The organism is Mesorhizobium sp. M0563 (genome assembly GCF_040321065.1).
Classification (GTDB): Bacteria; Pseudomonadota; Alphaproteobacteria; order Rhizobiales; family Rhizobiaceae; genus Mesorhizobium.
This window is the reverse complement of sequence record NZ_JAMYQV010000004.1, coordinates 103,158-116,773: the sequence shown is the minus strand read 5'-3', so window position 1 is coordinate 116,773 and position 13,616 is coordinate 103,158. Positions and strand designations below refer to the sequence as shown.

14 protein-coding genes are annotated in these 13,616 nt (G+C 62.2%); 4 read left to right on the top strand and 10 right to left on the bottom strand.

The genetic code is table 11. The features are described from left to right. Positions 1 to 13: 13 nt before the first annotated feature. The 10 genes from NKI50_RS07850 to NKI50_RS07805 all read right to left on the bottom strand — a co-directional run bounded on the left by NKI50_RS07850 (position 14) and on the right by NKI50_RS07805 (position 10,714). The gene (locus NKI50_RS07850; protein WP_352639403.1) at positions 14 to 991 is read right to left on the bottom strand and encodes a branched-chain amino acid ABC transporter permease; all 978 of its coding nucleotides are present in this window, start codon (positions 989 to 991) and stop codon (positions 14 to 16) included. A 1-nt stretch (position 992) separates the two neighbouring features. Then, positions 993 to 1,880 (bottom strand): branched-chain amino acid ABC transporter permease, encoded by an 888-nt coding sequence (locus NKI50_RS07845; RefSeq protein WP_031193840.1) that lies wholly within the window; start codon positions 1,878 to 1,880, stop codon positions 993 to 995. Positions 1,881 to 1,887: 7 nt separating this feature from the next. Then, entirely contained in the window at positions 1,888 to 2,598 is a 711-nt protein-coding gene (locus NKI50_RS07840; protein ID WP_352494493.1) for an ABC transporter ATP-binding protein, read from the bottom strand. Then, positions 2,591 to 3,364 (bottom strand): ABC transporter ATP-binding protein, encoded by a 774-nt coding sequence (locus NKI50_RS07835; RefSeq protein WP_352524838.1) that lies wholly within the window; start codon positions 3,362 to 3,364, stop codon positions 2,591 to 2,593. The genes NKI50_RS07840 and NKI50_RS07835 overlap by 8 nt, the downstream gene beginning before the upstream one ends. Positions 3,365 to 3,375: 11 nt before the next feature. Next, positions 3,376 to 4,584 carry an ABC transporter substrate-binding protein gene (locus tag NKI50_RS07830; RefSeq protein ID WP_352716115.1) on the bottom strand — a complete coding sequence of 403 codons (1,209 nt, stop codon included), beginning with the start codon at positions 4,582 to 4,584 and terminating at the stop codon, positions 3,376 to 3,378. Positions 4,585 to 4,929: 345 nt separating this feature from the next. Further along, positions 4,930 to 5,916 (bottom strand): ABC transporter ATP-binding protein, encoded by a 987-nt coding sequence (locus NKI50_RS07825; RefSeq protein ID WP_352639398.1) that lies wholly within the window; start codon positions 5,914 to 5,916, stop codon positions 4,930 to 4,932. Next, entirely contained in the window at positions 5,913 to 6,935 is a 1,023-nt protein-coding gene (locus NKI50_RS07820) for an ABC transporter ATP-binding protein (RefSeq protein ID WP_352716113.1), read from the bottom strand. The genes NKI50_RS07825 and NKI50_RS07820 overlap by 4 nt, the downstream gene beginning before the upstream one ends. Next, complete coding sequence (locus tag NKI50_RS07815; RefSeq protein ID WP_352639394.1) at positions 6,925 to 7,899, bottom strand: ABC transporter permease; 975 nt, start codon at positions 7,897 to 7,899, stop codon at positions 6,925 to 6,927. The genes NKI50_RS07820 and NKI50_RS07815 overlap by 11 nt, the downstream gene beginning before the upstream one ends. Further along, complete coding sequence (locus tag NKI50_RS07810) at positions 7,899 to 8,927, bottom strand: ABC transporter permease (RefSeq protein ID WP_352639392.1); 1,029 nt, start codon at positions 8,925 to 8,927, stop codon at positions 7,899 to 7,901. The genes NKI50_RS07815 and NKI50_RS07810 overlap by 1 nt, the downstream gene beginning before the upstream one ends. A 107-nt stretch (positions 8,928 to 9,034) precedes the next feature. After that, the gene (locus tag NKI50_RS07805; RefSeq protein ID WP_352716109.1) at positions 9,035 to 10,714 is read right to left on the bottom strand and encodes an ABC transporter substrate-binding protein; all 1,680 of its coding nucleotides are present in this window, start codon (positions 10,712 to 10,714) and stop codon (positions 9,035 to 9,037) included. A 287-nt stretch (positions 10,715 to 11,001) separates the two neighbouring features. On the opposite strand from NKI50_RS07805, the gene NKI50_RS07800 reads away from it, so the two are divergent. From NKI50_RS07800 to NKI50_RS07785, 4 genes are all read left to right on the top strand, one after another. Continuing rightward, positions 11,002 to 11,727, top strand: a complete 726-nt coding sequence (locus tag NKI50_RS07800) for a LuxR family transcriptional regulator (protein ID WP_352639388.1) — start codon at positions 11,002 to 11,004, stop codon at positions 11,725 to 11,727. 173 nt (positions 11,728 to 11,900) lie between these two features. Then, complete coding sequence (locus NKI50_RS07795) at positions 11,901 to 12,800, top strand: proline iminopeptidase-family hydrolase (protein ID WP_352639386.1); 900 nt, start codon at positions 11,901 to 11,903, stop codon at positions 12,798 to 12,800. 98 nt (positions 12,801 to 12,898) lie between these two features. Then, complete coding sequence (locus NKI50_RS07790; protein WP_352639384.1) at positions 12,899 to 13,330, top strand: hypothetical protein; 432 nt, start codon at positions 12,899 to 12,901, stop codon at positions 13,328 to 13,330. Positions 13,331 to 13,342: 12 nt separating this feature from the next. Then, positions 13,343 to 13,591 (top strand): hypothetical protein, encoded by a 249-nt coding sequence (locus tag NKI50_RS07785; protein ID WP_023718545.1) that lies wholly within the window; start codon positions 13,343 to 13,345, stop codon positions 13,589 to 13,591. The last annotated feature ends 25 nt before the right edge of the window (positions 13,592 to 13,616 follow it).

Below are 13,616 nucleotides of genomic sequence, written 5' to 3'. Positions count from 1 at the left end.
GCGCTGAGCCATTTCAGTCTTTCGCGTCACCTTTTGGCCCGAGAAACCGCGCATAGACCTCACCGACAATACCGCGCCGGAAAACCAGCACACAGACCATGAAGGTCAGGCCGGTGGCGATGGTCACCGGAAAATTCGAGGTGGCGAGCGTGTTTTCCAGGCCGACGACCAGACTGGCGCCGATGATCGGCCCGACCATGGTGCCAATGCCGCCGAGGAGCGTCATCAGGATCACCTCGCCCGACATCTGCCAGGTGACGTCGGTGAGCGTGGCAAACTGGAAAACAATCGCCTTGAGCGCGCCGGCCAGCCCGGCCAATGTTGCCGACATGACGAAAGCCGCCAGCTTGTAGTTGGCGACGGAATAGCCAAGCGAAATCGCCCGGCTCTCGTTTTCGCGGATGGAACGCAGGATCATGCCGAAAGGCGAGTTGATGATGCGCCAGATGGCGAACACGCCGATCAGGAAGACCGCCAGAACGAAATAGTAGATGTTCATCGAGACGTTCAGGTCGAGCATTCCAAACAGCCTGCCGCGCGGCACGCCCTGGATGCCGTCCTCACCTCCGGTGAACGGCGCCTGCACGCAGAAAAAGAAGAACATCTGCGACAGCGCCAGCGTGATCATGGCGAAATAGATGCCTTGCCGGCGGATGGCAAAGAAGCCCATCACAAGGCCAAGCAGCGCGGCACCCAGGACGCCGAGCAGGATGCCCGCTTCCGGCGGCCAGCCCCAGACCTTGACCGCATATGCGCTGAAGTAGGCCGCCCCGCCGAAGAACGTCGCATGGCCGAAGGACAACAACCCGGTGTAGCCGAGCAGAAGGTTGAACGCGCAGGCAAACAGCGCAAAGCACAGCATTTTCATCAGGAAGATCGGATAGACGAAGAAAGGCGCCACCAGCAGCGCCAGGATGCCGAGCCCCACCAGCGTCCATTCAAGCCATACCGAACTTTTGGCGCGCGTCTCGCGAAGTGAGAGTTCGGCCATCTCAGACGTCCCTTCCGAAAAGACCGGCGGGCCGGACCAGAAGCACGATCGCCATGATGACGAAGACCACCAGATTGGAGGCTTCGGGATAGAAAACCTTGGTCAGGCCTTCGGCGAGCCCAAGCATGTAACCGGTAACGATCGCCCCGAGGATCGATCCCATGCCGCCGACCACGACAACGGCGAACACGACGATGATGAGGTCAGATCCCATCAGCGGGCTTACCTGATAGATCGGCGCGGCGAGAACGCCGGCGAGACCGGCAAGAGCGCAGCCGAGGCCGTAGGTAAGGGTCAGCAGCAACGGCACGTTGACGCCGAAAGCCTGGACCAGGCGGGGGTTCTCCGTTGCCGCGCGCAGATAGGAGCCCAGCTTGGTCTTCTCGATCAGCACCCAGGTGCCGAAACAGACGATCATCGAGGCGACCACCACCCAGCCGCGGTAATTTGGCAGGAACATGAAGCCGAGATTGGTGCCGCCGGACAGCAGCGGCGGCACGGAATAAGGACTTCCCGATACCCCATAGTAGTACCGGAACACGCCTTCGAGCACGAGCGCGAGGCCAAAGGTGAAAAGTAGACCGTAAAGCGGGTCGATATCGTAAAGCCGCGACAGCGCCAGGCGCTCGACCACGACACCGAAGCCGCCGACGATCAGCGGCGATAGGATCAGAGCCGGCCAATAGCCGATGCCGAACCGGGTGAGCAGCAGATAGCCGATGAAGGCGCCGAGCATATAGAGCGCGCCGTGAGCGAAATTGATCACGCGCAACAGGCCGAATATGACAGCTAGGCCCAGGCTCAACATGGCGTAGAAAGAGCCGTTGATGAGGCCGACCAGCAATTGGCCGAGGAATGCCTGAACGGGTATTCCGAAGATCATAGTCATGGCGCCATCATACACCCAGCACTTCATGCAGCAGCGTCATGCGATCAGGCAGTTCGCCGACCGGAAAGCCCGACACCACCTTGCCGTGCTCCATCAGATAGAAACGATCGGTGACACGGCTGGCAAAGCGGAAATTCTGCTCGACCAGCAGGATTGTCATGCCGCGCTTTTTCATCGTCGCCAGCAGATCGCCGATGCGCTGCACGATAACGGGAGCCAGTCCCTCGGTCGGTTCATCGAGAAGCAGCATTTTCACGCCGGTCCGCAGCATGCGCGCGATCGCCAGCATCTGCTGTTCGCCGCCCGACAGCCTGGTGCCGGGGCTGTTGCGGCGCTCCTTCAGATTGGGGAAGAGATCGAATATTTCCTCCACGCTCATGCCGCCCTCGGCTACGATCGGCGGCAGGACCAGATTCTCGTCCACCGTCAGCGTCGCGAAGATGCCGCGTTCCTCCGGCACCAGGCCAAGGCCTTGATGCGCCGTCCGGTGCAGTGGCAGGCGCATCAGATCCTTGCCGTCGAAAGCGATCTGGCCGGTCCGCTGGCGGATCAGCCCGATGATGGCGCGCAATGTCGTGGTCTTGCCGACGCCGTTGCGGCCCAGCAATGTCACCGTTTCACCTGGAAAGACCTCCAGATCGACGCCGTGAAGCGCGTGGCTTTCGCCATACCAGGCGTTGAGGCCGCGGACTGCAAGAAGAGGCGCGGCGTCACTCATCGGCGGTGCCCATATAGGCGATCCTCACCCGTTCGTCGCGACTGACCGTGGCATAGTCGCCGGCGGCAAGGATTTCGCCGCGCTGCATGACGGTTATCCAGTCGCAAAGATCGGCTACAACAGTCAGATTGTGCTCGACCATCAGCACGGCGCGATCCTTGGCGACCGAGCGGATGATGTCTGAAACCGTGCGCACATCCTCATGCCCCATGCCGGCCATCGGCTCGTCGAGCAGCAGCACTTTCGGATCGAGGGCCAGCGTCGTGGCGATCTCGAGCACGCGTTTCCTGCCATAGGAGAGATCGGCGGCGGGCCTGTTCTTGGCATCGTCGAGGCCGACAGACCGCAAAAGCTCCTCGGCGCGCGGCGTCAATCGATCGAGCGCTGCCAGCGAGCGCCAGAACTGAACGCTGAGCCCGCCCGGCCGCTGCAATGCAACGCGCACATTGTCGAGCACGCTGAGATGCGGAAACACCGCCGATATCTGGAACGAGCGCACCAGGCCCATCCGCGCGACCTTGGCCGGCGACGTGCGGGTGATGTCGTGGCCGAGCAGTTCGATCCTGCCGCTCGTCGGCGGCAGGAACTTGGTAAGCAGGTTGAAGACGGTGGTCTTGCCGGCGCCGTTGGGCCCGATCAGCGCGTGGATGTTGCCATGGTAGAGGTCGAGATCGACATTCCTGACCGCGACGAAACCGGCGAAGTCGCGCCGCAGGCCCCGGGCGGAAAGCACCACCCGCGGCCCATTCGGTTCGGGCGGCGCCATCGGCCCGCCAATCACTCGCTGGCCGTAGGACAGCCGCTTTCCTTGGGGCTCAGGAACGCCTCGTTACCGGGGATCGTGGCAAGGGGTTTGTAATAGTCCCATTCCTTGGTGCTCTCGCTCGGCGACTTGACCTGATAAAGATACATATCGTGGACCATGTTGCCGTCGGACTGCACTTTGCCGTTCGCCGTAAAGACGTCGTTCACCGGCATCGAATGCAATTCCTTGGCGACAGCTTCAGTCGCGTCGGTGCCGGCCTTGTCGATCGCCTTCAGATACTGCGTCACTGCCGAGTAGGTGGCGACCTGGATCATGTTCGGCATGCGGTTGGTGCGCTTGAAAAACTGCTGGGCGAACTCGCGGCTCTTGTCATCGCGATCCCAGTAGAAGCCTTCGGTCAGCACCACGCCTTGCGCTGCCTCGAGGCCGAGCCCATGCATCTCGGCCAGCGTGAACAGAAGCGCTGCAAGCCGCTGACCGCCCTGCACGATACCGAACTCGGCCGCCTGCTTGATCGAGTTGGAGGTGTCGAGGCCGGCGTTCGCCAGCCCGACGACCTTGGCGCCCGACGATTGCGCCTGCAGCAGGAAGGATGAATAATCGGTCGAGCCGAGCGGATAGCGCACCTCGCCAACCACCTTGCCGCCATGGCTCTCGACGAAGTTGGCGGTCTGCTCCTTGAGCGAATAGCCGAATGCATAATCGACGGTGACGAAGAACCAGCTGTCGCCGCCTTGCTGGACAAGAGCGCCACCGGTTCCTACCGCCTGCGAATGCGTGTCATAGGCCCAGTGGAAGCCATAGGGCGAGCATTGTTTGCCGGTCAGCTCGGTGGTCGCGGCGCCGGTGACGATGTCGATTTTCTTCTTTTCCTTGGAAATCCCCTGGACGGCCAGCGCCACCGAGGAGGTGGTCAGTTCCATGATGGAATCGACCTGTTCGGTATCATACCACTGCCGCGCAATGTTGGAGGCGATGTCCGGCTTGTTCTGGTGGTCGGCGCTGACGATCTCGATCGGCGCGCCTTGTACCTTGCCGCCGAAATCCTCGACCGCCATCTTGGCGGCCTCGACCGACCACTTGCCGCCGAAATCGGCATAGACGCCCGACTGGTCGTTGAGAATGCCGATCTTGACCTTGCCGTCAGAAATCTCGGCGGCTGCGGCAGGCATCGCAGTCGCTGCAAGAAGCGCGGCCGAGGCCAGGTACGATATCTTCATTGGTGACTTCCTCCCTTATGGTCGACAACCGAGCAACATGTCGGCGGCTGCCTGCTGCGGCACGAAGAGTGGCCTCCCATATTCCGTCCTCTCCGGCGGAAAATCGCAGCGCTGTACGGCCGCCTATGCCCGTCCCTCAAATCGTAGCATCGCGCGGCAACGCGAGAACAGTTACTTTAGTATTAGGCTCGCGGTGCCCATGCCGCGGACGTCGAAGCGCAACATAGGGCCGGATCGTGCAGGGTCCAGATGGCGTCTGATCTCTCTGAAGCCGACGTGCCGTGATGAAATCCCGGCCCGAGCGGTCGTGATCAGATGATGCAGCTGAACGAGAAACGTGTGTTCTCAACCGCCGGCTGGATGATGGCATGCAACCAGGCGGCCATCGCCGATGCTTTGAAGAAGCGGACGCTCGCTGCGGCAGAGGGAGGTGGCGGCTGGGCAGCGGGTGTGGAACCGGCATCCCGAAGGTGGGTTCATCGGGCTGGGCAGGTCGCCCTTGAGTACCAACCGCCCGCGCCGCGCCCGGTCGATGCTGGGTATCGGAACGGCGGAACGCAGCGCCGCGGTGTAATGATGTCTGGGCGCCGCAAAGACCTCGTCGGTCGGCCCACTCTCCACGATCGATCCCAGATACATTACCGCCACACGGCTCGAGATCTGACGCACCACGGAAAGGTCGTGAGCGATGAACACATAGGTCAGGTTGAACTCCTCGCGCAGATCGGCGAGCAGATTGACGATCTGCGCCTGGATCGACACGTCGAGCGCCGAGACCGGCTCGTCGGCCACGATCAGCCGTGGCCGCAGCGCCAGCGCACGGGCGATGCCGATACGCTGGCGCTGGCCGCCGGAGAATTCGTGCGGATAGCGCGATGCGTGCTGGGGCGACAAGTCGACCCGGCGCAGAAGGTCGGCCACGCGGTCCGCCATTTCCGATGCCGAGAGGCGTTCATGGATACGGAATGGATCGGCCAGCAGATCGCCGACCCGCCGGCGCGGATTGAGCGAAGCGCTGGGATCCTGAAAGACCATCTGCATCTGCCGCCGCAACGGACGAAGCTGGCGCTGGGAGGCATCGCTGATGTCGCGGCCCTCGAATTCCAGCGACCCCGAGCTGATTTCGGTCAGACGCACCAGACACCGGCCAAGCGTGGATTTGCCGCAACCGGACTCACCGACGATGCCGAGCGTTTCCCCGGGCCAGATGTCGAGAGACACCTTATCGACCGCATGTACGGTCCGGCGCTGTGCCGGGAAGATCGAGCGGCCGACGCTATAACGTTTCGACAGATCGCCGGCGCGAAGCAGCGGGCGCGGCACGGCATTCATCGTTGCATCTCCACGCCGCCAGCCTTCTGGACAGCGAATTGTTTGCGCGTGGACTCCGGCAACACGCAGGCGGCGCGATGGCTCTCGCCTTGCATGATCGGCAGCTGGACCAGACAGGCGTCGTGGCGAAAGGCACACCGGGGGCCGAAGGCGCAGCCTTTCGGCAGGTTGGAGAGCGAGGGCGGAATCCCCGGGATAGCGGCAAGCCGGGCCGGACGTGGTCCCTCCATCGGCGGGATCGAGCCGAACAAGCCCCATGTGTAGGGATGCAGCGGCGCCCGGAACACGCTGCTCTTGCCGCCCTCCTCGACAAAGCGTCCGCCATACATCACCAGCACCCGGTCCGCGACTTCGGCAACGACGCCAAGATCATGCGTGACCAGGATCACCGCCGAGCCGAACTGGTCGCGCAATCGTCCGATCAGTTCGAGGATCTGCGCCTGCACGGTAACATCGAGGGCTGTGGTCGGTTCATCCGCGACGAGCAGCGCCGGGTTGCAGGAGAGTGCCATGGCAATCACCGCGCGCTGGCGCATGCCGCCGGAAAGCTGGTGCGGGTAGCTGTCGACGAACCGATCCGGATTTGCGATGCCGACCGCATCCAGCAATTGCACGGCCCGCGCCCGCGCGGCTTTCGCCGACACTTTTTCATGCGCGCGCACCTGCTCGCCGATCTGGTTGCCGATCGTATGCACAGGAGTGAGCGCCGACATCGGATCCTGGAAGATCATCGCGATCTGGCGGCCGCGAATGGCATCGAGCGCACGCCGGCTGAGCCCGATCAGCTCCTGTCCCATGAAACAGATGGAACCGGAGACGATAGCGTTGGGGCTGTTGATCAACCCCATGATGGCGAGCAAGGTCTGGCTTTTGCCCGAACCGGATTCGCCGACCACCCCGACGATCTCGCGCTGCTCGACGGCAAACGAGACGCCTCCCACCGCCCGCACCAGGCCCTCGTCGCTGCGGAAGGAGACGGTGAGGTCCTTGACCACCAGAAGAGGAGCATCAGCCGACATTGCGTGCCCTCGGGTCGATGATGACGAAGACGACGTCGACGATGAAGTTTGCCATCACCACGAAGAAGGCGGCGTAAATCACCGTGGCCAGGATCATCGGCAGATCGAGGGTCTGCAGTGCCTCATAGGTCAGTTTCCCGACACCCTGCAATCCGAAGACCACTTCGGTCAACAGTGCGCCGCCGCCGACCAGGGCACCAAAATCGAGGCCGAACATGGTAACGAACGCGACCAGCGAGGTCCTGAGGCCATGATGCAGCAACACCCGGCGCTCGCCGATCCCGTTGGCCCGGGCGGTGCGGATGAAATCCTCCTGCATCATCTCGATCAGGCTTGCGCGCAGCACCCGTCCATAGAGGCCGACGTAGAGGGTTGCCAGCGTGAACCACGGAATGACGAGCGCCTTGAACCAGCCCCAGGGATTCTCGGTCAGGGGGATGTAGCCGAGCGGAGGAACCCAGGAAAACAGCCAGCTGTCGTGCCAGCGGCTTTGTGTCAGCAGGTTGGCGACCTCGCCCAGCCAGAAGACCGGGATCGACACGCCGACCAGGCTCAGGATCATCAGCGCCCGATCAACGAATGTACCGCGCGTTGCGCCTGCGATCACCCCGACAATCAGTCCACCCAGCACCCACAGCACTGCCGCGCCGCCTACCAGCGACAGCGTCACCGGAATGGCGCTTATCACGGTCGGGATGACGCGCTGCCCGCGATTGACGAAGGAGGTGAGATCACGGCTGACAAAAAGCCGGTTCATCATCAGCCCATATTGCACAGGCAATGGCCGGTCGAGACCGAAATCGTGGCGCACCTGGATCAACGTCTCTTGCGAGGCATTGCGGCCGGCAATGCGCGCCGACGGATCGGCGCCCGGCGTCGCAAAGAAAATCAGGAAAGCAACGACACTTATGCCGAACATGACCAGCACCATCTGGCCAAGCCGGAAGCCGAGCGCGGCAACCACTAGACGCCCCTCGGCGAGGATTTCGGATCGAGCGCGTCGCGTACGCTGTCGCCCAGAATGTTGAGGGCCAGGACCGTGATGACGATGGCCAGCCCCGGCGCCAGTGCAACGACCGGCCGCGAATAGAGCAGGCCCTGGCCGTCCTGGATGATGGTGCCCCAGCTGGCATCCGGCGGCTGCACGCCGATCGACAGGAACGACAGCGAGGATTCCGTCATCATGTTGAGCGCCAGGATCAACGGCACGAAAACGATGATCCGGGTCACCACATTGGGCATGATGTCGCGCAAAAGGATGCGCCAGGGCGACGCGCCCAGGCCGATCGCAGCGGTCACGAATTCGGCATGCATCAAGGTCAGGACATGGCCACGGATCGGCCGCGCCACATAGGGCACATAGACGATGCCGATGATGAAGACCGGTAGCCACAGGCTGCCGGAGCGGATTTCGAATGGACCGATCTGGATACTCTGCGCAATCAGCACGATCGACAGCGAGATCGCCAGCAGGAAAATCGGGAAGGCCCAGAGCACGTCGAGAATGCGCGACAGGCCGATGTCGACGATGCCACCGAAGAACCCGGAGACGACCCCCAGAAACGTCGCGAGGACGAGGCACAGCGCGACTGCAGCACCCGAGATCAACAGCGAATCCTGTCCGCCGCAAAGCAGCCGCGCCGCGACGTCGCGGCCCTGGTTGTCGGCTCCGAGCAGGTAGGGACCGATGCGCCACGTCGGCCCGATCGGCGTCATGCCGAGGCCAAGGCCTTCTGTGGAGGGCTGCAGCACCGGCTGGGTCACCCCATCGACGACGACCTCGCCATTGAGATTGGTCACAAATGGATCGGTGCCGGAGACGTACCGCGCATAAAGCGGCGCCGCGAGCGAGGCGATCACGACGACGACGAGCACGGCGAATGCCGATATTGCCGAACGATCGCCTTTCAGCTTGCGCCATGCCGTGCGCCACGGGCCATCGGTGGCCCGGCGAACCGGGATGGCGGGCTGATCCGCAATGACATTGACCATGAACAGGATTGCCTAGGAAAAATCTCGGCCTGAAAGATGCGCTGATCCGCCGGAAAAGGAAATGCGACGGAGAGCCGGCGGCGCTCCGTCGCATTGGCTCCGGGAGGTTATTCCACCCAAGACTGGCTGACGATCCAGTAGAATTGTGGGCTGAAGGTGAAGTTCTTCAGCCTGGACGAGATGACATCGACCCGCTTCGGCGTGAACAGGACGGCGACCGGCGCCTTGTCCGTCACCGCCTTGTCGATGGCGGTCCAGAGTGTCGCGCCCTTGGCCGGATCGGCGATGGTGGCTGCCTCTGCCTCGTCCATCGATGCGTCGATCGACTTGTCGCAGAACCCCGAAATATTGACCGAGGCGTCGGAACCTGGCGTAAACGAGGCACAGCTGAACAAGACCTGCAGGAAATTCGATGGCGCCGGGCAATCCTGGAACCATTGCGAGATCGAAATCTGCACCTTGTTGTTGGTGTTCTGGATGTAGGTGAACTGGATGTTCTGCGAAATCGGCTTGACCGACGTCTTGTAGCCAAGCTGGTTGAGCACGTCCTGCAGATAGACGCCGATCGCCTTGGAGACAGTGGTGTCCTCGGTGATGATCGTCACCTCCTGACCTGCGGTTCCCGATTCAGCAACCAATTGCTTGGCCTTATCCATATCCGGCGCGGACCACTTCTCACCCGGATTGGCGGTGAACGGGCAATAGGCTGCGAATGACGGGAAGCCCGGCGGCAGGATCTGACAGGCCGGCTGCGCCAGATTGCTGCCGCCGAAAAGCTTGACGATCGCGGCGCGGTCGATGGCGAAGTTCACCGCCTGGCGAACGCGGATGTCGTTGAACGGCGCCAGATTGGTGTTCATCGGCGCGTACCACATCGCCGTCAGCGGGTGAACCGTGACCTGCTTGGCATATTTGGTGCCGAGTTCGGCGAGACGGTCGGACGGCGGCGGATCGAACATCCAGTCCGCCTGGCCATTCTCGACCGCCGTCACCGCCGCCTCGTCGGTAAGGCCGAATTCATAGTCGATCTCGTCCGGATATCCGGCCGGCTGCGCTTCCTTGCTCCATTCCTTGAAATGAGGATTACGCACAATCTTCATCAGCTTGTTGGGGTCGTAGCTGGCGATCATGTACGGTCCGGTACCAGGGATCGGATCGGTGCCGGCGTCCTTGAGCGGCGCGCTCGCCGGCAGGATCGACGCGTGTGGAACAGCAAGCTTCTGCAGGAACTCGGCGTCCGGCTGGGCCAGGTTGAAGGTAATGGTTCCGGCCGTATCGTCGACCGCCAGGCCACCTTCGAGGGTGCATGCAGCCGGCGCCTTCAGGCATGCATCCGCGCCGACGATGCCTTTGTAGAAGGTCCCGGCCGTCGGCCCGCTGATCTTGAAGATGCGCTGGAACGAAGCGACCACGTCTTTCGTCGTGACGTCCGAGCCATCGGCGAACTTGATGCCCTTGCGCAGCTTGAAGACATAGGTCTTGCCGCCGTTCTCGATCTGCGGGAGGCTTTCCGCCAGGTCCGCGACGACCTCGAAGCCGGTCTTGTCCCCGGCCTTCCTGTAGGTCACCAGGCCATCGTAGAGGACGTAATTGATCTGGAAATACTGCAGAGTGTAATTGATGTGCGGATCGGCGGTACCTGCCGCGGCATTGGCCAGCAATCGGAGCGTGCCGCCTGGCTTGCCCTCGGCGGCCAAAGCACTGCTTGCCGGCGACATCATCGTCACGCCGAGCAGAGCCAGGCCAGGTATCAACGCTGCAAATGCTTTTTGGGGTCGTTCCCTCATGGAGGCGTGTCGCTTTTTGCCGTGCTGAACCCGGTCGATCGACCATCGCGCGGCTGAAAACAGTCCTGGGTTTGCGAACGGCGTCCGCTACTTCGCCCAATCGCAAAAGACTACGTCGAGCTAAGCGAGACGGGATAGCTATTAAGATAGATAGGGTCGAACAGGCTTATCTCCGCCTATTTGTTGAGCAGCCGACCGACATGGTTATTTGACAAGCAATGACCAGCGGGTAAGCTTGCCAGATGCAAAGTCTTCCAGGCGATCTAGAGAGCCGGTTCCGAACTGGAATGAGCATCGACGCTGCCATGGCGATGGCGACGGAGGTGCTGGAGCCCATCGGTTTCACCGCATTCATCTACGACTATACGCCGGTGCCGGTCAGTCACAAGGGCGAGCTTATCACGCCCTCGCTGATGGCTCTGCGCAACGTGCCGCGCGACATGCAGGATCTCTGGTGCAAGGGCGGATATTATCAGCTCGACCCGGTGCAGGAGGCCGCGCTCGCCGTATCGAGACCGTTTCTCTGGTCGCACAACGGCGTTCAGAGCACCGTCATGCAGCGCGTGCTTCAGTCCAGGCACGATCCTGTGGTCAGCTATCTGCTTGACACGAGGATGACCTGCGGCGTCACCGTACCCATTCGCCTTGCCGGCGGCGATCTCGCCACCTTCACCGCTATCCGTGCCGATCCGGAGGCCGGGTTCGAGGCCGAAGCCAGACCCTTCATCGCCGAGATCGGCGATCTGGGTCATCTGCTGCATGATTCCGTCTATGCCGGTTTCGATGCTGGAATCCGCACCTGCCAACATGTCCATCTGACGTCGCGCGAACGCCAGTGCCTGCGCCTGGCCGCTGCCGGACTGACGGCCAAGCAGGTCGCGCGCGAGATTGGCCGCGCGGTGCCTACCGCAACGCTGCACCTCAACGCGGCGACGCGAAAGCTTGGCGCGCGCAACCGCTTCCATGCCATCGCGCTCGCCGCCCATTACCGGCTGCTTGAACCGGAGCATTGAGGCTCTCGACCTGCGGACGATCGGCCTTGCCTCGGGCAAACCCATAACCGGCAAACCTATAAATAGTGCTAGCTGTAAATGCGCCGGGCCGCTTAGTACCGTCGGCCGCAAAACAAGGCTTGGGAGGGGTCCACACTTCGGCCCCTGCCGCGCCATGATGCGGAGCTTTGATTGTGACGGCGCATGCGATCACCGAAGGATTTAGCCAATACCAGGGCTATCGCACCTGGTACCGAGTGACCGGAGACCTCACCTCGGGCAAGCTGCCCCTGATCGTCGCTCATGGTGGACCGGGCTGCACGCACGACTATGTGGATTCATTCAAGGAGCTTGCCGAAACCGGACGAGCCGTCATCCACTACGACCAGATCGGCAATGGCAAATCGACCCATCTGCCGGATAAGGGCGGTGACTTCTGGACCGTCGATTTCTTCCTGGGCGAACTCGATGCGCTGCTCGCCCATCTCGGCATTGCCAGCCGCTACGCCCTGCTGGGCCAATCCTGGGGCGGCATACTTTCGGCCGAGCACGCGGTGCGCCGCCCGGAGGGGCTCAAGGCATTGATCCTGGCCAATTCGCTGGCCTCGATGGTGCTGTGGGTGAAAGGAGCCCGGCAATTGCGCGCCGGGCTGCCAGCCGATGTGCAAAGCGCGCTCGACCGGCACGAAGCGGCAGGAACCACCGATCATCCGGAATATGTTGCGGCGACGAAGGCTTTCTACGACCGCCATGTCTGTCGCGTCGTTCCGATGCCGCCAGAGGTCGCCCGGACATTTGCGGCAATCGAGGAAGATCCGACCGTCTATCACACCATGAATGGTCCCAATGAGTTCCACGTCATCGGCACGATGCGGAACTGGACCATCGTCGACCGCCTGCATCAGATCGAGGCGCCGACCCTGGTTTTCCGCGGCTTCTACGACGAAGCGACCGAGGCCTGCGTCCAGCCCTTTCTGGATCTTATCCCGCACGTCGAAGGTTTGGTCTTCCCGAATTCCAGCCACATGCCGCATGTCGAGGAAAAGCACGACTGCCTCGCCGCCGTCGGGCGCTTCCTGGCCAAATACGACTGACGTTCCAGCACGCGCTTCAGCCTGCGGTGGCCGAAGACGAGTGACAGTCCGCTCTCGGCGAGGTCGGCGAGCAACTCCTCGTTGCCGCCGCCGGTGCCATGACGATGCCGTCGATGCGGCGCTCCAGCACCCGGTCGATCTCGCGCGCTTCGCGTGCCGTGTTTCTCCTCGGTGTTGAACAGCAGAATATTATAGCGCTCGGCGCGCTGGTGGGCTGCGTCTCCAGTCCGCGTACGAACTCGGCGAAAAAGGGGTTGGTGACGTCCGAAATCGGCGCGGCGATGGTGCCGGTCTGGGCGGCGCGCAGGCTGCGCGCTCAGCCATCCGGCCGATATCTCAGCCCGCTGAGCTGTCTTGAGCTTCTTTTGGTCTCGACGCTCAGGGCGCGCGAACCGTTGCCGACAGGCGAGACCATCGCGGCCGACGCCGAGTGCGAAGGTGCCTGCAGGTATGGAACGTGTCCACCCCAAGTTTCGCCAAGCACGTTGCAACCGAATCTATTAGCCGGCGTTAAAGTGCGGGTGGTTTAGCGGGAGGCTTTCATGCAGACGTATCTCGTCGAGCGTATGGACGGCGACGATGTGATCTCGGTGCGCGTCGTCAACGCGCCGAGTCCGTTCAAGGCTGCGGCCATGGTGACTGATGGACATATTACCTTCCGAAAGTGGGAAAAAGACTGGATCCGCGTGACTGACGAAAATCGGGGACAGATCTATGCATATTGTTTTGTCGCCGGCAGCTACTCCGATACTGAACCATTGCCGGTATCGCCCGGGAGAACCACAGAATAGGCAATGTGCCTGAATAGCGGCGATT

Excerpts from the sequence above, each read along its gene's own strand:
- NKI50_RS07850 (WP_352639403.1), bottom strand. The coding sequence starts at position 991 with ATGGCCGAACTCTCACTTCGCGAGACGCGCGCCAAAAGTTCGGTATGG.
- NKI50_RS07845 (WP_031193840.1), bottom strand. The coding sequence starts at position 1,880 with ATGACTATGATCTTCGGAATACCCGTTCAGGCATTCCTCGGCCAATTG.
- NKI50_RS07840 (WP_352494493.1), bottom strand. The coding sequence starts at position 2,598 with ATGAGTGACGCCGCGCCTCTTCTTGCAGTCCGCGGCCTCAACGCCTGG.
- NKI50_RS07835 (WP_352524838.1), bottom strand. The coding sequence starts at position 3,364 with ATGGCGCCGCCCGAACCGAATGGGCCGCGGGTGGTGCTTTCCGCCCGG.
- NKI50_RS07830 (WP_352716115.1), bottom strand. The coding sequence starts at position 4,584 with ATGAAGATATCGTACCTGGCCTCGGCCGCGCTTCTTGCAGCGACTGCG.
- NKI50_RS07825 (WP_352639398.1), bottom strand. The coding sequence starts at position 5,916 with ATGAATGCCGTGCCGCGCCCGCTGCTTCGCGCCGGCGATCTGTCGAAA.
- NKI50_RS07820 (WP_352716113.1), bottom strand. The coding sequence starts at position 6,935 with ATGTCGGCTGATGCTCCTCTTCTGGTGGTCAAGGACCTCACCGTCTCC.
- NKI50_RS07810 (WP_352639392.1), bottom strand. The coding sequence starts at position 8,927 with ATGGTCAATGTCATTGCGGATCAGCCCGCCATCCCGGTTCGCCGGGCC.
- NKI50_RS07805 (WP_352716109.1), bottom strand. The coding sequence starts at position 10,714 with ATGAGGGAACGACCCCAAAAAGCATTTGCAGCGTTGATACCTGGCCTG.
- NKI50_RS07800 (WP_352639388.1), top strand. The coding sequence starts at position 11,002 with ATGAGCATCGACGCTGCCATGGCGATGGCGACGGAGGTGCTGGAGCCC.
- NKI50_RS07790 (WP_352639384.1), top strand. The coding sequence starts at position 12,899 with ATGACGATGCCGTCGATGCGGCGCTCCAGCACCCGGTCGATCTCGCGC.
- NKI50_RS07785 (WP_023718545.1), top strand. The coding sequence starts at position 13,343 with ATGCAGACGTATCTCGTCGAGCGTATGGACGGCGACGATGTGATCTCG.